Annotated in this window: 29 protein-coding genes and 1 pseudogene; 16 read left to right on the top strand and 14 right to left on the bottom strand. The window is 72.5% G+C overall.

Going from position 1 to position 25,860, the window contains the following annotated elements; all coding sequences use genetic code 11:
* The first annotated feature begins 249 nt into the window (after positions 1-249).
* Genes moaC through ACIBF8_RS14510 form a run of 4 tightly spaced genes read left to right on the top strand, consistent with a single transcriptional unit; the run spans position 250 to position 2,943 of the window.
* A complete protein-coding gene (gene moaC, locus ACIBF8_RS14525; protein WP_099856846.1) occupies positions 250-741 on the top strand; it encodes a cyclic pyranopterin monophosphate synthase MoaC in 492 nt (163 codons plus the stop codon).
* A complete protein-coding gene (locus ACIBF8_RS14520) occupies positions 738-1,208 on the top strand; it encodes a molybdenum cofactor biosynthesis protein B (RefSeq protein WP_396783275.1) in 471 nt (156 codons plus the stop codon). The genes moaC and ACIBF8_RS14520 overlap by 4 nt, the downstream gene beginning before the upstream one ends.
* A gap of 53 nt (positions 1,209-1,261) precedes the next feature.
* Positions 1,262-2,518, top strand: a complete 1,257-nt coding sequence (locus ACIBF8_RS14515) for a molybdopterin molybdotransferase MoeA (RefSeq protein WP_396783274.1) — start codon at positions 1,262-1,264, stop codon at positions 2,516-2,518.
* The gene (locus tag ACIBF8_RS14510; RefSeq protein WP_396783273.1) at positions 2,515-2,943 is read left to right on the top strand and encodes a molybdenum cofactor biosynthesis protein MoaE; all 429 of its coding nucleotides are present in this window, start codon (positions 2,515-2,517) and stop codon (positions 2,941-2,943) included. The genes ACIBF8_RS14515 and ACIBF8_RS14510 overlap by 4 nt, the downstream gene beginning before the upstream one ends.
* A gap of 4 nt (positions 2,944-2,947) precedes the next feature.
* Here the strand turns inward: ACIBF8_RS14510 and ACIBF8_RS14505 are convergent, their stop codons facing one another.
* Positions 2,948-4,414 carry a glycosyltransferase 87 family protein gene (locus tag ACIBF8_RS14505; RefSeq protein WP_396783272.1) on the bottom strand — a complete coding sequence of 489 codons (1,467 nt, stop codon included), beginning with the start codon at positions 4,412-4,414 and terminating at the stop codon, positions 2,948-2,950.
* A 214-nt stretch (positions 4,415-4,628) separates the two neighbouring features.
* Positions 4,629-5,174: a DoxX family protein gene (locus ACIBF8_RS14500; RefSeq protein WP_396783271.1), complete on the bottom strand. Its 546-nt coding sequence runs from the start codon at positions 5,172-5,174 to the stop codon at positions 4,629-4,631.
* A 133-nt stretch (positions 5,175-5,307) separates the two neighbouring features.
* Between ACIBF8_RS14500 and ACIBF8_RS14495 the strand changes: the two genes are divergently transcribed.
* Entirely contained in the window at positions 5,308-5,856 is a 549-nt protein-coding gene (locus ACIBF8_RS14495; RefSeq protein ID WP_396783269.1) for a GNAT family N-acetyltransferase, read from the top strand.
* Between the two features lie 6 nt (positions 5,857-5,862).
* Here ACIBF8_RS14495 and ACIBF8_RS14490 read toward each other — a convergent pair whose 3' ends face one another.
* The 3 genes and pseudogenes from ACIBF8_RS14490 to ACIBF8_RS14480 all read right to left on the bottom strand — a co-directional run.
* A complete protein-coding gene (locus ACIBF8_RS14490) occupies positions 5,863-7,104 on the bottom strand; it encodes an AAA family ATPase (protein ID WP_396783267.1) in 1,242 nt (413 codons plus the stop codon).
* A gap of 134 nt (positions 7,105-7,238) precedes the next feature.
* Positions 7,239-7,688 carry a hypothetical protein gene (locus ACIBF8_RS14485; RefSeq protein ID WP_396783755.1) on the bottom strand — a complete coding sequence of 150 codons (450 nt, stop codon included), beginning with the start codon at positions 7,686-7,688 and terminating at the stop codon, positions 7,239-7,241.
* Positions 7,689-8,065: 377 nt separating this feature from the next.
* Positions 8,066-8,551, bottom strand: a pseudogene (locus ACIBF8_RS14480) (hypothetical protein); the annotation flags it as partial.
* 414 nt (positions 8,552-8,965) lie between these two features.
* Here ACIBF8_RS14480 and ACIBF8_RS14475 point away from each other — a divergent pair.
* Positions 8,966-9,970: an EamA family transporter gene (locus ACIBF8_RS14475; RefSeq protein ID WP_396783265.1), complete on the top strand. Its 1,005-nt coding sequence runs from the start codon at positions 8,966-8,968 to the stop codon at positions 9,968-9,970.
* Between the two features lie 10 nt (positions 9,971-9,980).
* A complete protein-coding gene (locus ACIBF8_RS14470; protein WP_396783263.1) occupies positions 9,981-10,622 on the top strand; it encodes a prepilin peptidase in 642 nt (213 codons plus the stop codon).
* Positions 10,623-10,832: 210 nt separating this feature from the next.
* Here ACIBF8_RS14470 and ACIBF8_RS14465 read toward each other — a convergent pair whose 3' ends face one another.
* From ACIBF8_RS14465 to ACIBF8_RS14445, 5 genes are all read right to left on the bottom strand, one after another.
* Positions 10,833-14,012 (bottom strand): UvrD-helicase domain-containing protein, encoded by a 3,180-nt coding sequence (locus ACIBF8_RS14465; protein ID WP_396783262.1) that lies wholly within the window; start codon positions 14,010-14,012, stop codon positions 10,833-10,835.
* 61 nt (positions 14,013-14,073) lie between these two features.
* Entirely contained in the window at positions 14,074-15,318 is a 1,245-nt protein-coding gene (locus ACIBF8_RS14460) for a metallophosphoesterase (protein WP_396783260.1), read from the bottom strand.
* Positions 15,319-15,331: 13 nt separating this feature from the next.
* Positions 15,332-15,586 carry a MoaD/ThiS family protein gene (locus tag ACIBF8_RS14455; RefSeq protein WP_396783259.1) on the bottom strand — a complete coding sequence of 85 codons (255 nt, stop codon included), beginning with the start codon at positions 15,584-15,586 and terminating at the stop codon, positions 15,332-15,334.
* A gap of 2 nt (positions 15,587-15,588) precedes the next feature.
* Complete coding sequence (gene moaA / locus ACIBF8_RS14450; RefSeq protein WP_396783258.1) at positions 15,589-16,602, bottom strand: GTP 3',8-cyclase MoaA; 1,014 nt, start codon at positions 16,600-16,602, stop codon at positions 15,589-15,591.
* Positions 16,599-17,513 carry a fructosamine kinase family protein gene (locus ACIBF8_RS14445; protein ID WP_396783257.1) on the bottom strand — a complete coding sequence of 305 codons (915 nt, stop codon included), beginning with the start codon at positions 17,511-17,513 and terminating at the stop codon, positions 16,599-16,601. Before ACIBF8_RS14445 ends, moaA begins: the two co-directional genes overlap by 4 nt.
* A 173-nt stretch (positions 17,514-17,686) precedes the next feature.
* On the opposite strand from ACIBF8_RS14445, the gene ACIBF8_RS14440 reads away from it, so the two are divergent.
* Genes ACIBF8_RS14440 through ACIBF8_RS14430 form a run of 3 tightly spaced genes read left to right on the top strand, consistent with a single transcriptional unit; the run spans position 17,687 to position 19,438 of the window.
* Positions 17,687-18,733 (top strand): DUF4192 domain-containing protein, encoded by a 1,047-nt coding sequence (locus tag ACIBF8_RS14440; RefSeq protein WP_396783256.1) that lies wholly within the window; start codon positions 17,687-17,689, stop codon positions 18,731-18,733.
* A 58-nt stretch (positions 18,734-18,791) separates the two neighbouring features.
* Entirely contained in the window at positions 18,792-19,043 is a 252-nt protein-coding gene (locus tag ACIBF8_RS14435; protein WP_282305772.1) for a hypothetical protein, read from the top strand.
* Positions 19,040-19,438 carry a hypothetical protein gene (locus ACIBF8_RS14430; RefSeq protein ID WP_396783255.1) on the top strand — a complete coding sequence of 133 codons (399 nt, stop codon included), beginning with the start codon at positions 19,040-19,042 and terminating at the stop codon, positions 19,436-19,438. Before ACIBF8_RS14435 ends, ACIBF8_RS14430 begins: the two co-directional genes overlap by 4 nt.
* Before the next feature lie 67 nt (positions 19,439-19,505).
* On the opposite strand, the gene ACIBF8_RS14425 is transcribed toward ACIBF8_RS14430, so the two are convergent.
* Positions 19,506-20,129, bottom strand: a complete 624-nt coding sequence (locus ACIBF8_RS14425) for a TetR/AcrR family transcriptional regulator (protein WP_396783254.1) — start codon at positions 20,127-20,129, stop codon at positions 19,506-19,508.
* 49 nt (positions 20,130-20,178) lie between these two features.
* Between ACIBF8_RS14425 and ACIBF8_RS14420 the strand changes: the two genes are divergently transcribed.
* Positions 20,179-21,129: an NADP-dependent oxidoreductase gene (locus ACIBF8_RS14420; protein ID WP_396783253.1), complete on the top strand. Its 951-nt coding sequence runs from the start codon at positions 20,179-20,181 to the stop codon at positions 21,127-21,129.
* Positions 21,130-21,204: 75 nt separating this feature from the next.
* Here ACIBF8_RS14420 and ACIBF8_RS14415 read toward each other — a convergent pair whose 3' ends face one another.
* Positions 21,205-21,399 (bottom strand): DUF397 domain-containing protein, encoded by a 195-nt coding sequence (locus tag ACIBF8_RS14415; protein ID WP_396783754.1) that lies wholly within the window; start codon positions 21,397-21,399, stop codon positions 21,205-21,207.
* A complete protein-coding gene (locus ACIBF8_RS14410) occupies positions 21,396-22,145 on the bottom strand; it encodes a Scr1 family TA system antitoxin-like transcriptional regulator (protein ID WP_396783252.1) in 750 nt (249 codons plus the stop codon). Before ACIBF8_RS14410 ends, ACIBF8_RS14415 begins: the two co-directional genes overlap by 4 nt.
* 198 nt (positions 22,146-22,343) lie before the next feature.
* Between ACIBF8_RS14410 and ACIBF8_RS14405 the strand changes: the two genes are divergently transcribed.
* The 3 genes from ACIBF8_RS14405 (at position 22,344) to ACIBF8_RS14395 (ending at position 23,777) form a co-directional block, all read left to right on the top strand.
* Complete coding sequence (locus tag ACIBF8_RS14405; protein ID WP_396783251.1) at positions 22,344-22,721, top strand: hypothetical protein; 378 nt, start codon at positions 22,344-22,346, stop codon at positions 22,719-22,721.
* Positions 22,718-22,960, top strand: coding sequence for a flavin reductase (locus ACIBF8_RS14400; protein ID WP_396783249.1), 243 nt, complete (start codon positions 22,718-22,720; stop codon positions 22,958-22,960). The genes ACIBF8_RS14405 and ACIBF8_RS14400 overlap by 4 nt, the downstream gene beginning before the upstream one ends.
* A gap of 100 nt (positions 22,961-23,060) precedes the next feature.
* Positions 23,061-23,777 (top strand): GAP family protein, encoded by a 717-nt coding sequence (locus ACIBF8_RS14395; protein WP_396783247.1) that lies wholly within the window; start codon positions 23,061-23,063, stop codon positions 23,775-23,777.
* 15 nt (positions 23,778-23,792) lie between these two features.
* Here ACIBF8_RS14395 and fdhD read toward each other — a convergent pair whose 3' ends face one another.
* Entirely contained in the window at positions 23,793-24,659 is an 867-nt protein-coding gene (fdhD, locus tag ACIBF8_RS14390) for a formate dehydrogenase accessory sulfurtransferase FdhD (RefSeq protein WP_396783245.1), read from the bottom strand.
* Between the two features lie 164 nt (positions 24,660-24,823).
* Here fdhD and ACIBF8_RS14385 point away from each other — a divergent pair, with 164 nt between their 5' ends.
* Complete coding sequence (locus ACIBF8_RS14385) at positions 24,824-25,576, top strand: molybdenum cofactor guanylyltransferase (protein ID WP_396783753.1); 753 nt, start codon at positions 24,824-24,826, stop codon at positions 25,574-25,576.
* Positions 25,573-25,839, top strand: a complete 267-nt coding sequence (locus tag ACIBF8_RS14380) for a DUF6457 domain-containing protein (RefSeq protein WP_396783244.1) — start codon at positions 25,573-25,575, stop codon at positions 25,837-25,839. The genes ACIBF8_RS14385 and ACIBF8_RS14380 overlap by 4 nt, the downstream gene beginning before the upstream one ends.
* The last annotated feature ends 21 nt before the right edge of the window (positions 25,840-25,860 follow it).

Here is a 25,860-nt window from a genome sequence, read left to right as displayed (position 1 = left end):
ACGGCACTTATCGATTTCTTATCGCCCGGCCCGATAGCCTTCGCGACGTATCGGCGAACGGGGGAGGTTCTGCCTCTGGGCAGAACCGGGTCGTCGACACGCGCCCGCTGCCAGGTCCCCCAGCGACCTCGGCGGCGGGTTGGTGAGGGAGGAGCGGCGTCCGGGCCGTTGTGCCGTCAGCACCCGGTGCGGTCAGCGTGACGCCGCTCCTTCCGGCCGCCGTCGTACCGCAGCGATAGGCTCACGACTGTGACCGAACCCGCGCAGCTCAGCCACGTCGACCGCGCCGGCGCGGCCCGCATGGTCGACGTCTCCGCCAAGGCGGTGACGGGGCGGCTCGCCGTCGCTGCCGGCCGCTTGCGCACCACCCCCGAGGTCATCGACCTGCTGCACCGCGACGGGTTGCCCAAGGGTGACGCGTTGGCCGTCGGGCGGCTGGCCGGGATCATGGGGGCCAAGCGCACTCCGGACCTGATCCCGCTCTGCCACCCGATCGCCCTGCACGGGGTCACCGTCGACTTACGGCTGACCGCCGACACCGTGGAGATCACTGCCACGGCCCGCACGGCGGACCGGACGGGGGTGGAGATGGAAGCCCTCACGGCGGTCGCCGTCGCCGGTCTCGCCCTGATCGACATGGTCAAGGCGGTCGACCCGGCAGCCTCGGTGGAGGCGGTCCGGGTGCTGCGCAAGGAGGGCGGCAAGACCGGTGAGTGGGTCCGTCCGGAGGACCGGCCGTGATCCGGGGCCGGGTGATCGTCGCCTCCAATCGGGCCGCGGCCGGTGTCTACGCCGACACCAGTGGGCCGCTGCTCGTCGCCGGCCTGCGCGAGCTGGGCTGTCAGGTCGACGATCCGGTGGTGGTGCCCGACGGTGAGCCGGTCGGCGACGCGTTGCGGGCCGCCCGCGCCGACGGTGTCGACGTGGTGCTCACCAGCGGTGGCACCGGGGTGACCCCGACGGATCTGACGCCGGACGTGACTCGGCGCCTGCTGGACTACGAGATCCCCGGCATCGCCGAGGCGATCCGCGCACACAGCCGTGACCGGGTGCCCACCTCGGTGCTGTCGCGGGGTCTGGCCGGTGTCGCCGGCCGGATGCTGGTGGTCAACCTGCCCGGCTCGACCGGTGGTGCCCGCGACGGCCTGGCCGTTCTCCGGCCGATCCTCGGGCACACCGTCGACCAACTACGCGGCGGCGACCACTGACCGGTGCACGCCAGGCTGGGGCGAGTGTCGGTCCGTGCCGATAGGCTCGGTCGGTGAGCACGGAAACCGCACCCACCGCGGATCGGGTCACCGCACCGCCGCCGGCCGGCTGGGCGGAAGCACGGTCGCGGGTCTACGCCGTCGGTCTGGCCGCCGCGCTGCCCGCCGTCGTCCGACCACTCGTCGACACCGACGGGTCGACCCTGGCCGAGCCGTTGACGACCCGCACCGACCTGCCTGCGTTCCCGACCTCCAGCGTGGATGGCTGGGCGGTGCGCGGCCGTGGCCCGTGGCGCGTCATCGGCCGGGTCCTGGCCGGCAGCACCCCCGCGCCGCTGACCGAGGACGACACCACCGTCGAGATCGCGACCGGTGCCATGGTGCCCGAGGGCGCGACCGCCGTGCTGCGGGTGGAAGAGTCGACGAGCGCCGACGGCCTGGTCAGCGGCGTTCCCCGGGAGACGCCCGAGTGGCGGGAGCCCGGCGAGGAGGCGTACGCCGATGAGGAGCTGTTGCCGGCCGGCACGCCGGTCGACCCGGCGGTGATCGGCCTGGCTGCCGCCTGCGGGCACGACACGCTGCGGGTCCGACGGGCGCTGCGCGCCGCGCTGCTGGTCTTCGGCGACGAGTTGTTGACGGCGGGTCCGCCCGCGGCCGGGCGCGTCCGCGACGCGTTGGGTCCTTCGGTGCCGGCGTGGCTGCGGCGCTACGGCTGCCAGGTCCGCCCGTCCGACGTGGTCGGCCCGGTGGCCGACACGCTGCCCGCGCACGTGGCGGCCCTGCGTTCGGCGTTGGCCAACGCAGATCTGGTCTGCACCACCGGCGGCACGATGAACGGCCCGGTCGACCACCTGCACCCGACCCTGGAGGCGCTCGGCGCCGACTATGTGGTCAACACGGTGGCGGTTCGCCCGGGGTTCCCGATGCTGCTGGCCCGGCTGACCGGCCACGACGGGCGAGCCCGGTTCGTGGCGGGGCTGCCGGGCAACCCGCAGTCCGCCATCGTCGCGCTGGTGTCGCTGGTGGCCCCGCTGCTCGCCGGCCTCCAGGGTCGCACGATGCCGGTGCTGCCGCAGGCCACGTTGGCCGAGGCGGTGCCCGGCCGCGGTGACCACACCCACCTGGCGTTGGTCCGACTGGACCGGGCGGCCGGCACCGCGTCCCCGGTCCGGCACGTCGGGTCGGCGATGCTGCGTGGCCTGGCCGGCGCGGACGGGTTCGCCGTCATCCGACCCGGCACCAGCGGCGAGCCGGGCGACCGGGTGCCGATCGTGCCACTGCCGTTGTTTCCCGGGGAGCGTGCGTCGTGACCGCACCAACGATCACCTTCGGCGAGGTCACCGACCAGCCGCTCGACCTTGCCGCGCACGAGGCGGCGGTCGCCGACCGCCGGGCCGGGGCCGTGGTGTCCTTCCAGGGCGTGGTCCGCGACCATGACCACGGCCGCCAGGTCACGAGCCTGGAGTACGAGGGTCACCCGAGCGCCGCGCAGGTGCTGCGCGAGGTGGCCGCCGAGATCGCCGCGGAACCTGACGTGTACGCGGTGGCGGTCTCGCACCGCGTCGGCTCCCTGGCGATCGGTGACGTGGCGCTGGTCGCCGCGGTGAGCACCGCGCACCGGGCGGCGGCCTTCGCGGCCTGTGCCCGGCTGGTCGACGAGGTCAAGGCGCGACTGCCGATCTGGAAGCGGCAGGTCTTCACCGACGGCACCGAGGAGTGGGTCAACTGCCCCTGACCGCTCAGCGGTGGCCGTTGACCACCACGGCCCTGGCGAGTCGGTCGCCGTAGAACGCTGGCTCCGCACCCGGACGCCACGGCAGCGCGGCGACCAGCACGATCAGCGCGATCGCGAGCGAGTTCTCCATCAGCGCGCCGAAGAGGCCGTCCTGGTAGTGCGACATCTCCGGCAGTTGGTGTTCGTACGGCCAGATCGGAGAGATCAGGAAGAGCAGATAGAGCCCGATCGCGGCGACGCCGTGGCGGAGCCCGGTCAGCGTCGGGTACCAGATCGGCGGGCGGAGCCCGTTGACCCCGGGCAGTCCGCCGAACACCGGATTCTGGCCGGTGCGCTGCGGCATGCTCCGACTCGCCTCGCGGCGGCGTACGGCGGCGTCGGCCAGCACGATGATCGCCGGGATGACCCAGACCAGGTGGTGCGTCCAGGAGATCGGGCTGATCACGTTCGCGGTGAGACCAACCAGCGTGAACGCGGTCAGCTCGTCGCCGTCGGCGCGGGAACTGGCCGCCCGGGACAGGCCCAGCGCCAGGATCAACACCGAGAAGGCGAACCAGAGCAGTCCGGGGGTCTCGATCGAGTCGTACAGCCGGGCGAGCAGGCCGGCGAGGGACTGGTTGGGCGTCATGTCCGCCGCGCCAACCCGTTCGGTCTGCCAGAGCACGCTGCCGAAGTACGTCCGCGACTCGTCACCGACGATCGCGAAGCTCCCCACCGTCACACCGATCGTGGTGCCGATGGCGGTGGCCGCCACCCGCCACTGACGGGTGATCAGCAGGTAGGCGATGAAGAGCGCCGGGGTGAGCTTGACCGCGGTGGCCAGGCCGATACCGGCACCGGCCCAGGCTCCGCCGTAGACGAAGCGCAGCAGCGGGCCGTCGGACGCGGCGTAGTGGGTGCCTCGGCGGGAGCGCCACCGAAGACCGATCAGGTCGGCCATGATCAAGGCGAACAGCAGGATGTTGACCTGGCCGTAGCCGAGTGTCTCCCGGCCCGGCTCGATGGCGACCGCGAGCGGCACCGCCACAGCCACCGTGAACCACAGCGGCCACCCCAGCCGGTCCACGATGGGTCGGAGCAGCCCGGCGAGCACCAGCGCCAACGCGGCGATGCTGGCGGCGGCGTTGACCATGCCGGCCGCGCCGATCGGGAGCTGCGCCATCGGCAGCATGACCAGCCCGGCGAAGGGTGGGTAGGTGAACCCGAGTGTGGTTCCGGGCGCGATGAACTCGTAGAGCTCGTGACCGCTCGCCCACCACACCACGGCACCGTGGTAGATCTTCATGTCGAAGAAGTTGTACGGCCGCCCGAAGGTGCCGATGGCGAGCCATGCGGCATAGGCGACGGCGGCCACTATGGCGCCCCGTACGACGTTCCTGCGATCGATCCCGCGCGTCACGCGGTCGATCCCGCGTGTCACACGTTGGATTGGGGCGAGGCGGTCCGCCCGTCTACCGACAGCCGTCGGCATGGCGTGGCCACCCCCGTACCAAGGTCGTCCTACCCGTCCAGGTCCTGCACGGAGCCTAGAACGGCGCCTCACGTCAGTGCCTCCCGCGTTATGCGACCGTGTCCGATCCCACACATGTTTTTGACATTTCCACCGCGTTAACGCCTACCGGGTGGTTCAGGTAATTCGTGGCCTTAGCGGGGGTGGGGGTGAGACAAAGACGCATCGACGCAGGTCAGCCGGGGAGTCGACGTGCGGTGGACGCCGACCGGACGGCGATCCGGGCCTCGCGTCGGGCGGTACGGACGGCGCGTTGCACGGAACGTCGAGAGTGGCCGATGCGATGACCGGTCCGCCACCGCAGACCCGGCTTGCCGCCGGTGTCGGCCGCGGCGAGCAGCAGGCCGCCGAAGAGCCCGAGGTTCTTCAGAACGTGAATCTGGTTGTTGTTCTTGGTGGTTGGGTCGTCGTTGTTCCAGAAGGGATGCCCGGCGATGGTCACCGGCACCAGCGTGCCGGCGAGGACCAGCGCCGCAGGTCGGCTGAACCGCCCGCTGGCCAGCATCAGACCGGCGCTGACCTGCACCGCCGCGTTGAGCCGGATCATCGTCTCGGTGTCGGTGGGGAAGCTCGGGTGCGCCTTCTTCAGCAACGGCGCGACCTTGTCGGTCACCGGTTTGGCAGCCACGGTGAGCCGGCCGGGGTTGCGGAGGTTTCGATACCCGCTGACCACGAAGATGCCGCTCAACATGGCACGGGCGAGGGAGCGTACGGGCGTCATGGATCAGTCATACCCCGTCGCGGCGTTTGCTACCCGGGCAACCGCAGGATCGGATCGGTGTTCGTACACGTGCGCCACGCCGAATCGAGCGACCGTCACGGATGGACCGGCGCTGAGGGGTAACGTCGCGCGGGTGACCACGCTGCGGCTACGCCCCGAGGACCCGGCCGACGCCGGCCCGGTCCGCCGTGTGCTGGCCGCGGCCTTCGCCCGCCCGGACGTGGCGACGCCGCCGGAGGTCAGCCTGGTCGACGAGTTGCGCGGCACCACCGCCTGGTTGCCGCAGCTGGCCATGGTCGCCGAGTACGGCGGTGAGGTGGTCGGTTACGCACTGCTCACCCGGGTGCGTCTGCGGCCGGAGTGGGGCTCGGACGTGCCCGTCCTGGCACTCGGCCCGGTCGCGGTCGCGCCGCACCGGCAGCGTGTCGGGCACGGCACGGCGGTCGTGCAGGCCGCTCTGGACGCCTCCACCGAGTTGGGCGAGCGGCTCGTCGTCGTGCTCGGTGACCCGGCCTTCTATCGCCGGTTCGGGTTCGGCCCGGCGAGTGAGTTGGGCCTGACCGGTCCGTGGGCCGGTCTCGGTGAGCCCTGGCAGGCGCTGGTGCTGCCGCCGTCCACCAGCGAGGAGGGGCCTCCGCCCCGCGGCGAGGTGCTCTTTCCGGCACCCTGGTCCAGGGTCTGACCGGTCTCAGGCCGGCTGCGTGCGTAGGTACCGGCCGAAATGCGGGACCGTGAAGGCGACCGTCCCCCGCTCACCGGAGTAGATCAACCCCTTCTTGATCAAAGCGTCCCGGGCCGGGGAGAGGCTGGCCGGTTTGCGGCCGAGGGCGCGGGCGATCTCGGCCGTGGGCACCGCGGCGTCCATGTCGTCGCGGACCACCGCTCCGGACTCGCCGTCGACCGCGGACATCGTGGCCATCGCCCGCATGTACTCGCGCTCGGCGGGAGTGGCCCGTTCGAAGCGGGACCCGAAGAACCCGACGGCCAGCTCGGCTTCCGCCTCTGGCGCGGCGACCTGCACATCGGCGGCGGTGATCGGTGAGCGTGGCGCGTGGTCCCAGGTCGCCTTGCCGTACGCCTGGACGAAGTACGGATAGCCGCCGGACTTCTCGTAGAGCAGGTCGAGTGCCTTCTGCTCGTACTCGACCTCCTCCCGCTCGGCGGGCGCGCAGAGCGCCCGGTCGGCGGCGATCCGGTCGAGCCGGTCGATGCGCTGGTAGCGGAACAACCGTTCGGAGTACGACTTCGCTGCGCTGAGCACCGCCGGCAGGTGTGGAAGGCCGGCACCTACGACGATCAGCGGCGCGCCGAGCTGGGACAGCTCGTGACAGGCGGCGCAGAGCGCCGAGACGTCCTCCGGGCCGAGATCCTGCATCTCGTCGATGAAGATGGCGATGCCGGTGCCGACGTCACTGGCCACGGCGGCGGCGTCACTGAACAGCTCGACCAGGTCGATCTCGATGTCGCCGGAGTCGGCCCGGCCACTCGCCGCCGGCACGTCGATGCCGGGTTGCCACCGGTCGCGCAGCTTCGTGGCGGCACCGGCCCGGCCGGTCGGAGCGGACCGTTGGGCGAACGCCTTGAGGACGCCGAGGAACGCGTCGATCCGGTCGGGCGCGCGGTGGCGGGGGGCGAGCTCCCGGACGGCCATGTGCAGCGCGGCGGCGACCGGGCGACGCAACGACTGATCCGGTCGAGCCTCGATCTTGCCACTGCCCCAGAGGCGGTTGATCGCCTGCGACCGGAGCGTGTTGAGCAGAACCGTCTTGCCGACGCCACGCAGCCCGGTGAGCATCAGGCTGCGCTCGGGTCGGCCCCGCGCGATGCGTTCGAGCACGATGTCGAAGACGTCCAGCTCCCGCCCCCGCCCGGCGAGTTCGGGCGGACGCTGGCCGGCGCCCGGCGCGTACGGGTTGCGGACCGGATCCACGCATCGCAGAGTATCGGGCCATCTAGCTGCGAGGCTAGACATGGATAGATGGGGCTACCGGCGTGTCTCGACCGTCGACAACAAACTAGGGCTGTCTAGCGTCCACGCTAGACAGCCCTAGTTTTGGCAATCGGCTACCGCTTCTTCAGGCAGAGCACGTAGTCGAACAGGTCGATCGAGTTGTCGTGCACGTAGTTCGCGGTCGCCTGCGGCGCGAGCGTCTCGCACCGGTCTCCGTCGGTGGTCGCCGGAATCCGCAGCAACACCTGGTAGGTGTTCGGGCCGCACGGCACCTTGCGCAGCTCCGCGTCGTCCTCGCTGCCGTCGTTCACCACACAGTCGCCCCTCGCGAACTCCTCGTCCGGGGTCGGCGCGGCCGACGGCGGCGCATCGCTCGGCAGGGCGGGAGGAAGGGCCGGCGCACTCGTCGACGGGGTACGCGTGGCGTCGCGGCCGGCGTCGGCGACCCGCCAGACCGCCCAACCGGCCAGGCCGAGGCACGGACAGAGCACCAGCAGCACCACCAGCACGATGATGAGGGCGACCTTGCCGCCGGTCTTCTTCGCTGGGGCGGCGGGCGGCATCCCGTAGCCGCCGGGAGGCTGCTGACCCCACGGCCCGGCGGGCTGACCCGGCATGGGTCCGGCGGGCGGGAACGGCCCGGCGGGCTGACCCGGCATGGGTCCGGCGGGTGGGAACGGCCCGGGCGGCGGGTAACCCGGGCCCGACGTCGGCGGCGGCGCCCACATCGGCGCCGTCGGCGGCTCAGCGCCGGTCGGCGGCGGACCCCACTGCTGCCGGGTCGGGTCCTCGGCGGGCGGCGGGGTGCTCCACTGGGGCACGGTTGAGTCGACCGGCGGCGAGCTGTCGGGCCCGGTGGGCGGGCGCTGGTACGGGTCGTCCGGCTGATCGGATCCCGTAGGTCCGTAGGTCGTCATGTCATCCCCGGGGGTGGGTGGTCTCAGCGTTGCTTGAGGCAGAGGACGAAGTCGAGAGTGTCCAGCTCACTGTCGAAGAAGTACCAGTTGGTGTAACCCTCGACCTTGCCGCACTTGGCCTCGGCGTCCCGCTCGCCGCTGGTCGGACCGTCGATCCGACTCAGCACCTCGTACGATTTCGCGGCGCAGCCGCTGATCAGCAGCTTGGGCTTGCCGCCGGCCGCGCCCTCGTTGCGAACGCACTGGCCGACCTTGGCGAACCGGGGATCGGCCGACGACTCCGGGGCGGCGGCGCTCGGTGCGGGCTCGACCGCGTCCGCGCTGGGCTCACCGGCGGCTGCCGAGCTGCTCGGCGCGGCTGCCGGCGCCGGGTCGCTCTGTCCACGGCTGAACCAGAACGCGCCGGCTACGGCCACCACCAGCAGGACCACGGCCAGGACCGCGATCAGCGGGCCCCGACCACGCCGGCCCGGTGCCGGATCACCGCCGTACGGCTCCTCGGGCCGGTACGGCTGCCCGCCGTACGTCGGGCTCGCCGCAGGCGGCTGATACGCGCCACCGTACGGCGCGGGCTCGTGGCCGTACGGGGTTTGCGCACCTCCACCGTAGGGCGCACCGGGCACCCCACCGTAGGGCGTTCCCGAACCGCCGCCGTAGGGCGCGGCGGGTGGGCCGCCGTACGGGCCGGGTTGGCCCGGCGCGGCGGGCGGATACGACGGGACCGCCGGCGGGTAGGGCGCGGGCGGGTAGGGCTCCTGCACCGGGCGTCCGGGCGTCTCGTCGGGTCGTTGCCCACGCCACGGCCCCGGGTGCCCGCCCCCCGGCTGTCCGTAGTTCGTCATGCCGCCCTCCTGCACGAGTGGTGAGAGGCCGGCCACCAAAGCGCGACGCCGACTCCGAGGTCACCGTAGCGTGGTCCACTGATGAGCTCACCTCCACCGAGCGCCACAGCCCTCGCCGGGCGTCGCGCCAGCAGCACCCCGACCCTGATCTGGACCGCGTTGATCGTGGTGTACCTGCTCTGGGGGTCCACCTACCTGGCCATCCGGATCGCCGTGGAGACGCTGCCCCCGTCGCTGTCGGCCGCTCTCCGGTTCGCCGTGGCCGGCCTCATCCTGGCGGTGGTGCTGCGGCTGCGTCGAGGTCCCGGCGCACTGCGGGTGGACCGACGGCAGCTCGGCTCGGCCGCGCTGGTCGGAGTGCTCCTGCTCGCCGGCGGCAACGGCCTGGTGGTGCTCGCCGAGTCGGGGCCGGCCGGCGTGGCCGTGCCGTCCGGGATCGCCGCGCTGCTGGTGGCCACGGTGCCGCTGCTGGTGGTGCTGTTGCGCTCGGCCACCGGGGACCGGCCGCCGCTCTGGACGTTCGCCGGGGTAACCCTGGGCTTCGTCGGCCTCATCCTGCTGGTGCTGCCCGGCGGCGGTTCGGCCGCGGTGCCGCTGCTCGGGGCGTTGACCGTGGTGGCCGGGGCCGTCTCCTGGTCGGCCGGGTCGTTCCTGTCCGGACGGATCCGGATGCCCGCCGACCCCTTCGTGGCCACCGTGTACGAGATGGTGGCCGGTGCCCTGGTGTTGGCCGTCATCGCCGCCGGCCGGGGCGAGTTGGCCGACTTCCACCCGGCGGCGGTCAGCACCCGGTCCTGGCTGGCACTGGGTTACCTCATGGTGGCTGGCTCGCTGGTGGCCTTCACCGCGTACGTCTGGCTGCTGCAGGCCGCACCCATCTCGCTGGTGTCGACGTACGCCTACGTCAACCCGGCGGTCGCGGTGGCGCTCGGTGCGCTGCTGGTGGCCGAGCCGATCACCCCGCAGGTGCTGCTCGGCGGTGCCGTCATCGTCGCCGGGGTCGCTCTGGTGGTGAGCACCGAACGGCCCCGTCGGGCGGGCACGGGATCGCGATCGGGGGCCACGCTGGTGAGCGACCGCCAGTAACGTCCGGCGGATGTCCGCCGCCGCGCTGGTGCCGCTCACGCTGCTCGGTGCGCTGGTCGGCCTCGTCGTACCCCGGTTGGCCCGGTGTTTCACCGCCGTGCCGGTCCGGTCGCGACCCCGACGCGACCCCCGGGCGTTACTCGGTCCGCTGCTGGCGGCGAGCGTGTTCGCCGGGCTCGCGCTCGCTCAGGCCGACGACCCGGCGCTGCCGGTCTTCCTCGTGGTCGCGGCGGTCGGGCTGGTGCTGGCTCGGGTCGATCTCGTCTGCCTGCGGCTGCCCGACCCGCTGGTCCTCGGTGCCGGTTTGCTGGCCCTCGGGGGTCTGACCGCTGCGGCGCTGCTGTCCGGCACTCCCGGGCGGCTGGTGGGCGCGCTGGGCGGTGCGACCGTCGCGGGCGTTACGCACGTGCTGCTGGCCCTGCTGCCGGGCTCACGACTGGGCTTCGGGGACGTGAAACTCGCCGCGGTCCTCGGCCTACCGCTCGGCTGGCTGGGCCGGGACGCCCTGCTGGCCGGGCTGCTCCTGCCGCATGTGCTGCACGGCGGACTGGTGCTCGGCCTGCTCGCCGCCCGAAAGGTACACCGGAACACCCTGCTGCCCCTCGGCCCAGCCCTGCTAACCGGCGCCTGGCTAGCCGCCCTCCTCAACTAGCCCCCACACCCGCCCCCCAACCCCGCGCCCCCCAACCCCGCGCCGATCTTGCACTTTCTGTGGCGACATAAGGCGCATTCCCCGCAAAACGGCAACCGAAAGTGCAAGATCGCCGGAGCTGGAGCTGGAGCTGGAGCTGGAGCTGGAGCTGGGGCTGGGGCCGGGGCCGGGGGTTGAGGTGGGGGCCGGGGCCGGGGGTTGGGGTTGGGGCTAGATCAGGCGGAGTTGGCGGTCCTTGGGGCGGCGGGGTTCGGTTTCGCCGAAGCGTTCGAACAGGCCGGCGTCGATGGCGCTGAGGAACGGCGAGGGGGCGCACTCCCGCTCTGCGCCGTGGCGGGTGCGGCGGGCGGCGTGACTGACGTACAGCCGGTCTTGGGCCCGGGTCAGACCGACGAAGAAGAGCCGGCGTTCCTCGGCGACCGCGTCCTCGTCGGGCGTCGCGCCCGGCCAGCGCAGCGGCAGCAACCCGTCTTCGACGCCGACCAGGAAGACCACCGGAAACTCCAGGCCCTTCGCGGCGTGCAGGGTGAGCAGCGTGACCGCCTCGGCGCGCGGGTCGAGCGCGTCCACCTCTGCGCCGGTGGCCAACTGGGACAGGAAGGTCTCCAGGTCGTCGCCGCAGCGGCGGGCCAGCGGGGTCAGCAGGTCCACGGCCGAGCGGACGTCCTCGGGACGCACCGCGCTGCCCGTGCCGTCCAGGGTGGGCACGGCGAATCGCTCCGCGACCACCTGACCGGCCAGCCGGACCCGGGCGGCCAGCGCGCCGTCCAGCCCGTCGGCGTGCCGCAGCTCGCGGGCGATGGCCGTCACTCCGGGCCGGTCCCGCAGCCGGTCGTGGGACCGCTTCTGGACAGGGATGTTGGCCCGGGCCAGCGCGTCCACGATCGGGGCGGCCTGGGCGTCGGTGCGGTACAGCACGGCGATGTCGGAGAACGACAGCGAGGTGGACCGACCGTCGATGCGGCCCGAGTCCAGCGAACGGTGTGACAGACCGCCGACCAGGTCGTCGACGGTACGCACCACGAAGTCGGCCTCCTCGGCCACGGACGCCGCCGGGTAGCGCCCGACGAGCGGTGCCTCCGGGTCGAGCCGCGCCGGGTCCAGTCGTCGACCCCGGACCAGCGAGGACGGTGCGATGGCCTGCACGGCGGCGGCCAGGATCGGGGCCGACGAGCGGTAGTTGCGGTTGAGCCGGACCAGGCGGGCGTCGGTGAAGTCCTCAGAGAAGCGCAGGAAGTAGCCGACGTCGGCACCCCGGAACGAGTAGATCGCCTGGTCCGGGTCGCCGATCGCGCAGAGGTTGCCGTCGGCGGGGCTGAGCAGCCGCAGCAGCTCGTACTGCACCTCGTCGACGTCCTGGTATTCGTCCACGAAGATCCACCGCCAGCGGTCCCGGTACCGCTCGACCAGGTGCCGGTCGGCCCGCAGCAGCTCCACGGGCAGGGTCACCAGCTCGTCCAGGTCGACGAGGTCCTGCTTGCGGAGCAGCGTCGTGTAGGCGGTGCTGTCGTCGCCGGCCTCGGACCGGGCCGCCGCCCGCTCGGCGTCGTCGGCGATCCGGAAGTCGGTCGGGAGGCCCGCCGCGTCGGCGTTCTCCCGCAGGATGGTCAACCCCAGCGCGTGGAACGTACCCACTGTGACGTCCTCGGCGACCGGGCCGAGCAGGCCGTCGAGGCGGTGCCGTAGCTCCTCGGCGGCCCGGCGGGTGAACGTGATGGCGAGGCAGTGCTCGGGAAAGACGTTCAGCTCCGCACAGAGGTACGCGATCCGGTGGGTGAGTGTCCTGGTCTTGCCGGTGCCGGGACCGGCCACGATGAGCAGCGGGCCGCCGGGTGCGGAGGCGGCCACCCGCTGCATCGCGTCCAGTCGGTCGAGCAGGCCGGTGCCGACCTCCTCCATGCCGGAGAGCATCGGCTCGAACGGCTCGTGCGGCGATGGCGGCGGCGCGATCGGCGGTGCTGGTGCCGGGGCCGGCTTCCGCTTCGGCTCCGCCTTGGCCGCCGCCGGGCGCTTGGCCGTGGCGCGGGGCGCCGGCTCCGAGGGCCGCCGCTGCGCTGGCACCGGTACGTCGAACAGCGTCTCCTGCGCACCCAGCTCAGCCGGGTCGAAGAGCGTGATCACGCCGTACTCGCCGTCGTAACCGGGCACCCGGCGGACGTCGCCGCGCCGCAGCCGCCCGATGCCCTCCGCGAGCAGTTCACCACCGGCCTGCGCGATGTCACTGAGCGGCGTGGTGGTCAGGATCTCCAGCTCGGGTCCGAGTGCGGCCAGCAGCTCGTTGAACCGCCCCTCGACCTTCTTGGATCGGGCACCCACCTTGTTGATCTCGCCGAGGATCTCGGCCAGCGGCACCAGGTGGGTGACGTCCCGGGCGTGTGCTGGCCGGTGCCCCTCCGGGCGGTCGGCCAGCTCCTCGATCCGGCTGAGGACACCCACGGTGAGCGGCTTGCCGCACTCGGGGCAGCGCCCCTCGGCCGCCCGGGTGCGCTGCGGGGACCAGTTCACCCCGCACAGTCGGTGCCCGTCCGCGTGGTACTTGCCCTCCTCGGGGAAGAACTCGATGGTGCCGGCCAGGCCGTCACCGGTCCGCAGCGCCTCCCGAACCGCGAAGTAGTCCCGTTCGGCGGTCAGCACGGTCGCCTCCCGGCCGAGCGCCGGCGGCGAGTGCGCGTCCGAGTTGGACACCAGTTGGTAGCCGTCCAGGCTGCCGACCCGCCAGTTCATCGCCGGATCGGAGGAGAGCCCGGTCTCCACGGCGAAGATGTGCTCGGCCAGGTCGGCGTAGCAGTCCGCGATCGCGTCGAAGCCGGACTTCGAGCCCAGCGCGGAAAACCAGGGCGTCCAGATGTGCGCCGGCACCAGGTAGCCGTCCGGGCTGGCCTCCAGGGTGATCTCCAGCAGGTCGCGGGAGTCCAGTCCGAGGATCGGCCGGCCGTCGGAGCCGAGGTTGCCGATCCGGCCCAGCGCGGTGTTGAACCGGGCCACCGCGTCCAGATCCGGCAGGTAGATCAGGTGGTGCACCTTGCGGGTCCGGTCGTCCCGCTTGTAGATGGTGGAGATCTCCACGCTCAGCATGAACCGGACCGGGTCCGCCTCCGTCGCTCCGGCCAGCCGGGGTGGCAGCCGGCGGGCGATGTCCCGTTCCGCCTCCGGGTCGAGCCGGTAGAGCCCCGGCTCGGCGGGGCGCAGCGTCTCCCGCAGGTGGTCGTACCAGGCGGGGTGGGTGAAGTCGCCGGTGCCGAGCAGGCCGATGCCCTTACGCCGGGCCCACCACGCGAGGTTCGGCAGCGTGAGGTCGCGGCTGCACGCGCGCGAGTACTTCGAGTGGATGTGCAGGTCCGCGACGAATGGCGGGAGGCCACCGGGGGGTACGGCGCTGAACGGGGGCACGCCGCATCCTGTCACGCCCGCCGCGCCGGTCGCCTGCCGCCACGCGCGGACGTGACGTCCGCTATGCCGAGCGCAGCTCGACCAGACTGATCTGCGGCTCCGCGCCGACCCGGACCGGCGGCCCCCAGAAACCGGCGCCGTTGGTCACGTAGACCTTGGTGCCGTCGACCTCGCCGAGCCCGCTGACCACCGGCTGCGCCAGCCGGACGGCCAGGTTGAACGGCACCATCTGCCCGCCGTGGGTGTGCCCGGACAGTTGCAGGTCGACGCCGTACCGGGCCGCTTCCTTGGCCGCCAGCGGCTGGTGCGCGAGCAGGACCACGGGGCGGCTCGGGTCGCGGTCACCGAGGGCGGCGGCGAAGTCCGGCCCGGCGGCGAGGCCGGTGCCCGCCCCGGTGAGGTCGTTCACGCCGGCCAGGTCGAGCACACCACCGCGGGCCTGAATCTCCTGCCGCTGGTTTTGCAGCACCCGCAGGCCGAGGCGGTCCACCTCCTGGACCCACTCCTCCACGCCGGAGTAGTACTCGTGGTTGCCGGTGACGAAGAAGCTGCCGTAGCGGGAGCGCAGGTCGCGCAGCGGCGCGGCGGCCGAGCCGAGTTCGGCGACGGAGCCGTCGACCAGGTCACCGACGACCGCGACGAGGTCCGCGTCGAGCCGGTTGATCGCGGCGACGATCCGCTCGGTGTGCGCCCGACCGCGCAGCGGGCCGAGGTGGATGTCGGAGACGGTGGCGATGCGCAGACCGTCCATGCTGCGGGGGAGTTTGGCGAGCGGGATCCGCACCCGGTCGAGGTGGGGCGGGCCGAGCGCCGTGCGGATGCCGTACCCCGTGATGCCGGTGGCGGTGAGGCCGGCGAAGATGGCGGCCCCGCGGGCCAGCAGCAGCCGGCGGGCCGGGTCGTGGTCCGGTGCGGCGACGGCGCCGGCGGCCGGCGGCTCGGTCGGCCCGGCGGCACCGACCAGCACCGGCTCGGGCGCGGCGGTGGTCGGCTCCGCGGCAATCACCCGGCGGCGCAGCACCAGCCGGGCGACCAGCATCGGGACTTCCAGCACCACCAGCATGACCAGCAGGTAGAACATCAACGCGAGCCACAGGTAGCCCGGCCAGGCGAGCCAGTAGAGCCCGGCCTGCGTGCCGGCGAGGGTGACCGGCACGAGCAGAGCCAGCACCAGAGCGGCGATGCCACCGATCCGTCGCCAGCGGCCCGGCGTGGTGGTGTCCCGAACGAGGCGCTTCCACAGGTAGAGGTGGATGAGACCGGTGACCAGCGCCAGGACAGCCACGAACCCCAGAACCGCCATCATGTGTGCGCCTCCCTCAGCCGCCCGCGAACGGGGGCAGGACATCGATCGTGGCCCCGGCCGGCAGGGGTGCCTGACGATCATGACAGGTGACGCCGTCTACCAGGAAACTCGCCACCCGCAGCACCGCGGCGAGTCGGTCGCCGTGTCGCTGGGTCAGCTCAGCCGTGAGGTCGTCGAGTGACCGCCCGGCTGGCAGGGCCTCCTCGGCGCGGCCAGCGGCGGCGCGGGCACCCGCGAAGTAGCGGACGGTCAGCGGTGTCGACTCCACGCTCAGCCGCCGATCGCGGACATCGGGCGGGTCGGCTGGAGGAAGGTGGGGTCGTCGATGCCGTGCCCGGCACGCTTGCCCCACATCGCGGTGCGCCAGCGCCGGGCCAACTCGTCGTCGTCCGCGCCGCTGCGGAGCGCGGCGCGCAGATCCGACTCCTCGGTGGCGAAGAGGCAGGCACGGACCTGGCCGTCCGCGGTGAGCCGGGTGCGGTCGCAGTCCCCGCAGAAGGGGCGGGTGACGCTGGCGATCACACCGACCCGGGCGGGGCCGCCGTCGACCAGCCAGGTCTCCGCCGGTGCCGCCCCGCGCTCGGCCGGGTCGGGGCTGAGGTCGAAGGTCGTACGCAGGGACGTCAGGATCTCCTCGGCGGTGACCATTGTGTCCCGGGCCCAACCGTGTTGGGCGTCCAACGGCATCTGCTCGATGATCCGCAGTTGGTAGTCGTGGTCGAGGGCGAACCGGAGCAGCGCCGGCGCCTCGTCTTCGTTGACGCCGCGCATCAGCACCGAGTTGATCTTCACGGGGTTGAGCCCGGCGGCGGCCGCCCCGGCGAGCCCGGCCAGCACCGCGCCGAGGCGGGGACGGCGGGTGAGCGTGGTGAACCGGGCCGGGTCCAGGGTGTCCAGTGAGACGTTCACCCGATCGAGGCCGGCCGTGCGCAACGCCGGGGCCAGCCGGTCCAGGCCGATGCCGTTGGTGGTCAGCGAGACCCGGGGGCGGGGGTCGAGGGCGGCGACCGCCGTCACGATGTCGACCAGCCCGGGGCGGATCAGCGGCTCACCGCCGGTGAACCGCACCTCGGTCACACCGAGCCGCTCGACCGCCACCCGGACCAGCCGGACGATCTCCTCGTCGGTCAGCAGCTCGGGGCCGGCCAGCCAGGGCAGCCCTTCCGCCGGCATGCAGTAGGTGCAGCGCAGGTTGCACTTGTCGGTGAGGGACACGCGCAGGTCCCGGGCGACGCGGCCATACCGGTCGACGAGGACGCCGTCGGTCCCCGGGGCGACGCTCACCTGTCGACCGTAGCGCGCTCGACCCGGCCCAGGACGGCACGGGCGGACTGGACGACCGCATCTCGGTAGCTGCCACCGAAGAGCGCCGTGTGCACGAGCAGCAAATGCAGCTGATGCAGGGGGACCCGCTCGCGCCAGCCGTCCGGAAGCGGCCAACTTTCCCGGTAGGCGGCCAGCACCCGATCGAGGTAGGGGATGCCGCCGAAGAGGGCGAGCTGGGCGAGATCCGTCTCCCGGTGCCCACCGTGCGCGGCCGGGTCGACGAGCCAGGCCCGATCGTCGGCCCCCCACAGCACGTTGCCCGGCCACAGGTCGCCGTGGATGCGCGCGGGCGGCTCGTCGCCACCGAGCCCGTCGATCTGGCCGATCACCTGCTCGACCAGAGCGGCGTCGGCGCTGCCCAGTGCGCCCCGGTCGAGCGAGCGTCGCAGGTAGGGGACGAGGCGCCGCTCCGCGAACCACGTCGACCAGGGCCCGTCGGTGGGGGTGTTGTCCTGTGGAAGCGACCCGATGAAACCGGGCCAGGTCGCGCCGAAGGTGGGTGCGCCCGCCCGGTGCAGCCCGGCCAACTCCCGGCCGAGGCGGTCCGCGGCCTCCGGCGTCGGCTCGCCGGGCTCCACCCAGTCGAGCGCCAGCAGCTCCGGCAATTCCACGATCACCTCGGGTACGCCCACCGCGCCGGCTTCCCGCAGCCAGCGCAGGCCGGCGGCCTCGGCGGCGAAGAAGCCCTCCGGCACCGGTCGGTCGGCCCTCTCGGGCCAGGACTTGGCGAAGACGGAGTGCCCGTCGTCCAGGGTGAGTCGGGCAGCGGCGCAGATGTTTCCACCGGCAACCGGCGTCTCCCGGAGCCGCTGATGGGTCCGGAAGGTCGGCAGGTGTGCCGGGTGTGCGCGCAGGTACGCCAGGTCCATCAGCGCACGGTAACCGCTCCTTACGACAGCCAGGTGTCGGCCGACGACATCGGCGCTCTTTTCGCACCCGTAGGTGCGGCCTGAGCAGGGATAACACGCTCAGTAACTGTGGATAAGCCGTGTGTCGTCCACAGGGGCGGCGGAGCCGGGCGTCCCCGCCGCAGGCTTCCGGCATGACCTCGACCGAACGCCCTCAGCTCGCCGTCCGCTCACCCGCCGATCTGATCGCCGCCGTGCCCTACCTGCTCGGCTTCCATCCCACCGACAGCGTGGTCGCCGTGGCGCTGCTCGGCCGACAGATCATCTTCGCCGCCCGTGCGGACCTGCCCGACTCGTCGACCGATCCGGGCGGGCTGGCCGGGCACCTGGCCGGTGTGATCCGCCGGCAGGGCGCGGAGGCCGCCACCGTGGTGGGTTACGGGCAACCGGAACGGGTCACCCCGGCCGTGGACGCGGTACGCGACGCGCTGAGCGTCACCGGGATGCACGTGCTCGACGCGCTGCGGGTGACCGACGGCCGCTGGTGGTCCTATCTCTGCACCGAGCCCGACTGCTGCCCGCCCGAGGGCCGCCGATACGACCCGACCGCCAACCCGGTGACCGCCTCGGCGGTCTTCGCCGGCCAGGTCGCGCTCCCCGACCGGGACGCCCTGGTGGCTCAGGTGGCACCGGTGGACGGCCCGGCCCGGGATGCGGCCCGCGCGGCCACCGCTCGCGCCGAGCGGAGACTGGCCGAGCTGATGGAGCAGGCGCCCGAGGGTGACCTGCTCGGCGGTCGGGCGCTGCGCTCCGCCGGGGTGGCGGCGATCCGCGAGGCCCAGCGTCGACAGCGGCGTGGTGAACGGCTCGACGACGACGAGGTGGCCTGGTTGAGTCTGCTGATGACCCACCTGCCGGTCCGCGATCACGCCTGGGAGCGCACCGACGGTCGGGACCGGGACATCGCCCTCTGGACCGACGTGCTGCGCCGCGCCGAGCCGGAGGTGGCCGCCGCTCCGGGTGCGCTGCTGGCGTTCGCCGCCTGGCGCGCGGGGCAGGGCGCGCTGGCGGCGGTCGCGATCGAACGCACGCTCAGCCTGCACCCCGACTACTCACTCGCCGTGCTGCTGGACGACCTGCTCCGGCGCGGCGTGCCCCCGTCCGAGCTGGACGGCTGGCCGTCGGTCGGTATGCCCGGGGTGATCCGGCCCCGCAAGCGGAGCCGACGTGGCCGCCGCTGACCGACCCCACCCACGCGGTAATACCGTCGGTGCTACCAGAATTGGTAGGCTGGAGGGCATGACCGTGAAGCGCTCCGTGAGCCTCCCCGACGACGTGGCGGAGTGGCTCGACCAGCAGCCCAACGTCTCGGCCGCGATCACTGCGGCGGTCCGGGTCCAGATGGCCCGCGTGCACCTCGACGAGGTGCTGCGGCGAGCCGGCATCGAGGCGACCGAGGCGGGCCGGGCGAGGTGGCGGGAACGGCTGGCCACACCCATTCCGGCGGACGCCCTGGCCGAGGGGCGCCGGATGTTGGGACGCGCCGGATGAGCGAGCGGATCGCGGCCGTGTTCGACGCCTCGGCGTTGACGGCCTACGTCGAGGGCAACGTCTCGGTGGGGGAGCTGATGCTGGAGGTCGCCGAGGAGGGTCGGCAGGTGGCCGTCCCGGCGACCTGTCTGGCGGTCGCCTTCGCGCGTGTGGGCGACGAGATCGAAGCCGCGCTACTGGCCCTGATGATGACTGCCCCGATGATTCGCCTGCTGCCGCTCGACGCCGACGACGTCCGGGACACCGGCATGCTGGCTCGCGGCGCAGACGGAGACATCTCGTTCGGCCATGCCGCCAGTGCGGCGCTCATTCATGAGGCGCACTACGCGACAGTGCGACCCAAGACGGCGGCGAAGGTGCTCCCCACCAACTGGAGCATCCTCGACCTGACCTGACATGGGCAGAATGCGGCCGACACGTCCGGCACCGGCTGACGCCGACACCGTCGCCGCCGCGCGTCGGTCAGGGAGTGGAGAGCGGTAGGCGGACGGCTGGCGGCAGTGGCGTTCGCGTGGTACTTGTCTGGAATGACTGAATCATGAATGCCGCGAAACGACGGGCGGCTGCCAGGCGCTTGGCAGTTGACTCGGCTCGGATGCCTTCGTTTGCCATCAGCGCCAGGATCAGGTCCTCGAGAACGAAGTCGCCCCGAAGCTCTCCTGTCGCGCGTGCGCGATCGACGAGTTCGGCCAGCATGCGCAGTGTTCGGGTGCGATCGGCGGCGAAGCCGGCTTCCTGGGGCAGTTGACTGATGAAGGCGCGGGCGAAGCCTCGATCGTGGGCGTGCGTCTCCATGAGCTTCTCCACCACCAGGCGGAAACCCAGCCAGGCGTCGGGCTGAGCGAGTCCCTCCTCGACTATTACCGAGCACGCGGTCATCTGTTCGGCGAATGCCTCGGCGAGCAGCGCGTCCTTGGTGGGGAAATGCCGGTAGATCGTGGCGGCGCCGACGCGTGCCCGCCGTGCGATCTCCCGGATCGGCACGTCTAGGCCGTTGGTCGCGAACGCCAGTCGAGCGACGGCCAGAATCCGATCCCGGTTGTCGCGCGCATCCGACCGCTGGGCTTGTCTCACTTCGACCGTCACCGGTCTCACTTTAGCTAACCGGACGGGGTGCTCCGTTACGGTTCGGCTCATGAGAGCTGTCGTATTCACCGAGTTCGGGCCGCCCAGCGTTGTGCACGTCACCGAGGTCGTGGCCCCGCACGCCGGGCCGGGTGAGGTCCGCATCGCTGTCCGGGCGTCCGGGATCTCGACGGGGGAGGTACGCATTCGCTCCGGGAAGCTGGCCGACGTGGTTCCCGTGACGTTCCCGTACCGAACCGGCTTCGAGGCGGCTGGCGTGGTCGACGAGGTGGGTGACGCCGTTACCGGCGTCACCGTCGGCGATCAGGTGTTCGGCATGGCCTCGCCGGCCACCCGTGGCGCGAACGCCGACCACGTGGTGCTGAGCGCATGGGCCGGTAAGCCCGCCGCGTGGAGTTGGGCGGAGGCGGGCGGCGCTGCCGGCAGCGTCGAGACGGCCACTCGCGTTCTCGATCGGCTCGGGGTCGCGGCGGGGCACACGGTGCTGGTGCATGGCGCGGCTGGCGCGGTCGGCAGCGTCGCCGTGCAGGTCGCAGCCACCCGTGGCGCGGTTGTCATCGGCACGGCGAGTGAGCGCAATCACGAGTTCCTGCGGTCGCTCGGCACGGTCCCGACGACGTATGGCCCAGGGTTGCCCGGGCGGATCCGCAGGTTGGCGACGGGCGGGGTCGACGCGGTGTTCGACTGCGCCGGAGGAGCACTGCCCGACCTGATCGACATCGCCGGAGATGCGGCACGCGTGGTGACGATCGCCGATTTCGAGGCCGCCGCCCACGGCGTCCACCTGTCGCATGGCGCACCTGCGGATCGGACTGGCAAGGCAGTGGGGGCCGGTGCCGATGTGCTAGCGGTACACGGCCTCGACATCGCCGTGCGCCTTGCCGAATCCGGTCGGCTGCACATTCCCGTCGCGGCCACGTTTCCGCTCGACCAGGCCGCGGCGGCACACGAGTTGAGCGAGGCGCGCCACGCACCCGGAAGGATCGTCCTGGTCAACTGACGTCGTCGCCCGCCGCAGAGATCGCCGGCTGCGTCACTCACCGTCGGCGACCAGACCTCTGGAAGCTGGGACGGGTCAGCCGGCGCGGCCGATCTTCTTGGCCAGCTCGACGAAGCCCGCCCAGGCGGCTGGCCCGAAGGTCAGCGTGCCGCCGTCCCGGTCTTTGGTGTCGCGGACGAGCACGACACCCGGCAGGTTGTCGGCCACCTCGACGCACGCGCCACCGTTCGAGCTGCTGCGGGTGCTCTTGCGCCAACGGGCGCCGCTCAGGTCATCCATGCTCGCGCTCTCATCAGGTCGATGGTCAGGTCTCGCGGTAGCGCTAACGACCTGATGCTATCCCAGACCGCCCACAGCGGAGCAACGTCATTACTGATGCGGCCGGCCGCCTGGTCGTCGAGGTAGCCGACGTCGCCGCCATCCGGTGTGCTGGCGATGACGAACGGCCCGGCCTGGCCGGGGTGGAACCCCGCCGTCAGGGGCAGGACGTGGATCATCACCGCCGGCCGATCGGCGAGCGTCATCAGGTGGTCGAGCTGGTCGGCCATGATGTCGGGCCGTCCCCGACGCAGCGCCGCCTCGTCGATGACGAAGACGCTCAACGGAGGCCGAGGTCGATCGAACACGGCGGCCTGCCGGCGGAGACGGGTCTCCACGTGTGCCTCCAGGTCGTCGTCGGCCCAGAGCCCGCTGCTCAGCACGGCGCGCGCGTACGCCTCGGTCTGGAGGAGACCGGGCAACACGGCGGACTCGTACCACCGGAGCCCCACCGCCTCGCGCTCGATGTCCGTCCACGGCCGGAGCCACGCCGGCTCGCGCCGCTTGTACAGGTCGGGCCAGAGGTCTTCCTCGTCGCGGCCCAGGACCTCGGCGACCTTCGACCGGTGGCGCGTCTGCGGAATCCGTCCCGGGTTCGCCCACTTGGCCGCCGTCTTGGGATCGACCCCGATCTGGGCGGCGAGGCGGTCGGCGGTCAGGCCGGACTTCGACATGGCTTCGGCGACAGCGCGGTTCATCCGCTTCTCCTCCAGTACGTCCGGGACGTCCACAGGAGATATTCCTACGCAGTGTATTCGGCTGGCAACCCTTGGAAGTCTTCTGCGGAGACGGCGTGACCGGCAGGGACCATCCGAGACCCGGCGGTCACGTTCGTGCCGGGGCCGCCTCGTGGGCGAGCACTCAGGGGCGGCCCTCCCAACGAGGAGGGGGAAGCCATGCCGGACAAGCCGAAGCCCACGAACCCGCCCCACCGTGGCGGTGCCGCGATGACCGGGACGATGAGGGCCGGCGACCTCGTACGTCTGTCCCGGGCGGCAAGCCCGCAGTTCGTCAGGCCCATCACGGTACGAGTCATCCGCGAGTTGACCGACCGGCACACCTACCACGGCTGGACCTGGATCGAGGCGTACGAGCTGGGACCGGACGGCAGCGCACGGGCGAAGCGGGAGTTGTTCGTGCTTCGTGAAGGGGCCGACCTGTTGGCGTCCGGGCCGACCAGCGCGTCGAGCCCGACCAGCCAGTCCGGCCCGACCAGCCAGTCCGGCCCGACCCGCCCGCCGACGCGGCGCGAACGAGCGCGGCTTGGCCGATGACCGAGAACGCGGAACATCCGCTGCTCAAACCGTCCTGGCGCTGCCGCACGTGCGGGATCGCCTGGCCCTGCTCCGCCGCGAAACTGCGCCTGCTCGGCAAGTACCGCGGTCGACCCGACGAGCTGGTCGAGCACCTGAAGGCGCTGCAAGCCGAGGCGACCGAACACCTGACCGAGCTGTACGGCACGACACCGGATGGCCTGACCGAACGTTTCACCGGCTGGGTCAACCCTCGATAGTCCGTCGAAGGATGTACGCGTTGCTCCTGTCCACGGCCGACGCGGCAGGGCGACCACCGCCGGAGAATGATCTCGTGGCCGCTTCCCGCGTTGGTACGACATGACCCCCGAACTGCTGCTGTCGCTGGCCGGGCTGGCGTTGATCGACAGCACCAGCATCGGCACCCTCTTCATCCCGGTCTGGCTGCTGCTCGCCCCCGGGCCGGTCAACGCCCGGCGGATCCTGGGCTACCTCGCCACGATCGCCGCGTTCTACCTCGCGGTGGGGCTGCTGCTGGTCTGGGGCGGCAGCACGTTGGGTGACGCGCTGGGCGGCGCGTTGGACAACCGGGCCGTCCTCTGGGCGCAACTCGTCCTGGGCGTGGGCATGTTGGCACTCAGCTTCCGCTACGACGGCAAGCGACGTCCCCGTACCGGTGGCGTGCTGCGCTGGCGGGACCGGGCGACCGCCGGCGACTCCTCGGCGCGCTGGCTGGTCGGGCTCGCGCTGCTCGCCGCGCTCGCCGAGGTGGCGACCATGCTCCCGTACCTCGGCGCGGTGGGTCTGCTGGCCACCTCGGGGGTCGGCGCGGCGACCGTGGTGGCGCTGCTCGCCGGGTACTGCCTGGTCATGGTGCTGCCGGCGGTGTTGTTGCTCGGCGCCAGGGTGGCCCGGCCGCAGTTGGTCGAACCGGTACTGGCCCGGCTGAACACCTGGATCGTCACCAAGGCGGGCAGCGCGTTGGGCTGGATCCTCGGCATCGCCGGCTTCCTGATCGCCCGCGACGCCGCCGCCCGGCTGGCCCTGTTCGACCTCATCGACCGGATCGGTCGCTGACGGACCACCCGGCGGTCAGGCCGGCTGCTCCAGCGTGATCCGGTGCGGCCCGGTGTAGACGTTCATGGTCCGGCCGCGCAGGAAGCCGACCAGCGTCATCCCCGCCTCGTCGGCCAACTCGGCGGCGAGGGTGCTCGGGGCGGACACCGCGGCCAGCAGCGGCAACCCCGCCATCCACGCCTTCTGGGTCAGCTCGAAACTGGCCCGTCCGGAGACCAGCAGCAGGTGCCCGGCCAGCGGCAGCCGACGTTCCCGTACGGCCCAGCCGATCACCTTGTCCACCGCGTTGTGCCGGCCCACGTCCTCCCGGAGCACCACCAGCTCACCCTCCGGGGTGAACAACCCCGCCGCGTGCAGCCCGCCGGTCCGATCGAAGCCGCGCTGGGCGGCGCGCAACCGGTCGGGCAGCTCGGCGAGCAGCGTGGCCGGCACGCTCAGCGGATCCGTCGAGACCGGAAAGAGTGACCGGGTGCGTACCGCGTCGATGCTGGCCTTGCCGCAGACCCCGCAGGAACTGGTCGTGTAGAAGTTCCGGGACGGGTCGGTGGTCGGCTCGGGCACACCGGGGGCCAGCACCACGTCCACCACGTTGTACGTGTTCGGCGTCTCCGCGCCGGCGCAGAGCTGCGCGGTCAGCACGTCGTCGGTCGACCGGATCAGCCCTTCCGTCAGCAGGAACCCGATGGCCAGATCCAGGTCGTCGCCCGGGGTGCGCATGGTGACGGCGAGCGGCTTCCGCCGGCCGGGGCCGGCCGCGCCGACCCGGATCTCCAGCGGCTCCTCCACCGCGAGCGTGTCCGGTCGGCGGACCGACCCACGCCCGGCGGTCGCAGCGTCCAGGTCGATCCGGAGTACGCCGCGTCGATCAGTTGCCCGTCCCATCCCGCCATCCTCCACCCCGCACCAACCCCACCCACCCCCAACCCCGAGCGTTGATCATGAAGTTGTCCGCGCGTGTCGTCGGCGTGTCGAGCGATAACTTCATGATCACCGGGGCGAGGGGTCGGGCCGGCGCGGACGGGCGCTGGCAGGGCTACGGTGGCCGGATGGAGACGTACGCCGCTGTTGTGCTCGCGGGCGGGGCCGCCCGGCGGATGGGCGGGGTCGACAAGCCCGCGCTTCCGGTCGGCGGCCGGCCGATGCGCGACCGGGTGCTGGCCGCCGTCGCCGACGCGACGCCGCGGGTGCTGGTCGGTGCGGCCGACGTCGTCCCGTCCGGCGTTCGGGTCGTCCGCGAGGATCCGCCCGGCGGGGGCCCGGTCGCCGCCGCCGCTACCGGCCTGGCGTTGCTGGCGCCCGACACCGCCCTGGTCGCGCTGCTCGCCGCCGACCTGCCGCTGCTCACCCGGGCCGCGATCGGCGAGCTGCTGCACCAGCTCGCCGGCCAGGCCTCCGGCGGAACCCCGGCGGCCCCCGGCACGGTCCCGGCGGCCCCCGGCACGGCCCCCGGCACGGTCCCGGCGGCCCCCGGCACGGTCCCGGCGGGCGGTGGCTCTCCCTCCGCACACCCCACCCGCGTCGGCCCCACCGGCAGCGAGCGGCGACCCGACGGGGCGTGCTTCGTCGACGGGGACGGCCGACGGCAGTCGCTCTGCGGTGTCTGGCGGGTCGCGGCGCTGCGGGCGGCGTTGGATCGGTTGACGGTCGAGCGGGGCGACAGCCTGTCCGGTGCTCCGGTCCGGGCGTTGCTGGCCGGTCTCGTCGTGCGGGAGGTGCCCTGGTCCGGCGAGGGCCCGCCGCCCTGGTTCGACTGCGACACTGACGAAGACGTACGCCGGGCGGAGGAGTGGGCGCGATGACGGTGATGGACGACTGGGTCACGGCGGTGTGCGCGGAGTTGGATCTGGACCCGGCCGGGGTTCCCGTGCCCGCGGTGCTGGACCTGGCCCGGGACGTCGCGCACCAGGTGCTGCGGCCGGGTGCGCCGGTCACCGCGTACCTCTTCGGGTTGGCGGTTGGCCGGGGTGCGGACCCGGCGGACGTCGCGGCCCGGCTCAGCGCGCTGGCGGGCAGCTGGCCGGTCGAGCTGGGCGCCGATCCCGCCGATCCGACGGCCCCCTGACCGTCGCTGTCCGATCCCGGT

This window comes from Micromonospora sp. NPDC050276, from assembly GCF_044459545.1.
Lineage (GTDB): Bacteria > Actinomycetota > Actinomycetes > Mycobacteriales > Micromonosporaceae > Micromonospora.
The sequence above is the reverse complement of the archived record's forward strand: the minus strand, read 5'-3'. Positions and strand labels throughout refer to the sequence as shown.

Coding starts and splice junctions, on each gene's coding strand:
- fdhD (WP_396783245.1), bottom strand. CDS start 24,659: ATGGGACGGGCAACTGATCGACGCGGCGTACTCCGGATCGACCTGGAC.
- ACIBF8_RS14470 (WP_396783263.1), top strand. CDS start 9,981: ATGTCCGCCGCCGCGCTGGTGCCGCTCACGCTGCTCGGTGCGCTGGTC.
- ACIBF8_RS14395 (WP_396783247.1), top strand. CDS start 23,061: ATGACCCCCGAACTGCTGCTGTCGCTGGCCGGGCTGGCGTTGATCGAC.
- ACIBF8_RS14385 (WP_396783753.1), top strand. CDS start 24,824: ATGGAGACGTACGCCGCTGTTGTGCTCGCGGGCGGGGCCGCCCGGCGG.
- ACIBF8_RS14460 (WP_396783260.1), bottom strand. CDS start 15,318: ATGATGGCGGTTCTGGGGTTCGTGGCTGTCCTGGCGCTGGTCACCGGT.
- ACIBF8_RS14500 (WP_396783271.1), bottom strand. CDS start 5,174: ATGACGCCCGTACGCTCCCTCGCCCGTGCCATGTTGAGCGGCATCTTC.
- ACIBF8_RS14445 (WP_396783257.1), bottom strand. CDS start 17,513: ATGGACCTGGCGTACCTGCGCGCACACCCGGCACACCTGCCGACCTTC.
- ACIBF8_RS14485 (WP_396783755.1), bottom strand. CDS start 7,688: ATGCCGCCCGCCGCCCCAGCGAAGAAGACCGGCGGCAAGGTCGCCCTC.
- ACIBF8_RS14505 (WP_396783272.1), bottom strand. CDS start 4,414: ATGCCGACGGCTGTCGGTAGACGGGCGGACCGCCTCGCCCCAATCCAA.
- ACIBF8_RS14405 (WP_396783251.1), top strand. CDS start 22,344: ATGCCGGACAAGCCGAAGCCCACGAACCCGCCCCACCGTGGCGGTGCC.
- ACIBF8_RS14410 (WP_396783252.1), bottom strand. CDS start 22,145: ATGAACCGCGCTGTCGCCGAAGCCATGTCGAAGTCCGGCCTGACCGCC.
- ACIBF8_RS14400 (WP_396783249.1), top strand. CDS start 22,718: ATGACCGAGAACGCGGAACATCCGCTGCTCAAACCGTCCTGGCGCTGC.
- ACIBF8_RS14420 (WP_396783253.1), top strand. CDS start 20,179: ATGAGAGCTGTCGTATTCACCGAGTTCGGGCCGCCCAGCGTTGTGCAC.
- ACIBF8_RS14475 (WP_396783265.1), top strand. CDS start 8,966: ATGAGCTCACCTCCACCGAGCGCCACAGCCCTCGCCGGGCGTCGCGCC.
- ACIBF8_RS14440 (WP_396783256.1), top strand. CDS start 17,687: ATGACCTCGACCGAACGCCCTCAGCTCGCCGTCCGCTCACCCGCCGAT.
- ACIBF8_RS14435 (WP_282305772.1), top strand. CDS start 18,792: ATGACCGTGAAGCGCTCCGTGAGCCTCCCCGACGACGTGGCGGAGTGG.
- ACIBF8_RS14380 (WP_396783244.1), top strand. CDS start 25,573: ATGACGGTGATGGACGACTGGGTCACGGCGGTGTGCGCGGAGTTGGAT.
- ACIBF8_RS14430 (WP_396783255.1), top strand. CDS start 19,040: ATGAGCGAGCGGATCGCGGCCGTGTTCGACGCCTCGGCGTTGACGGCC.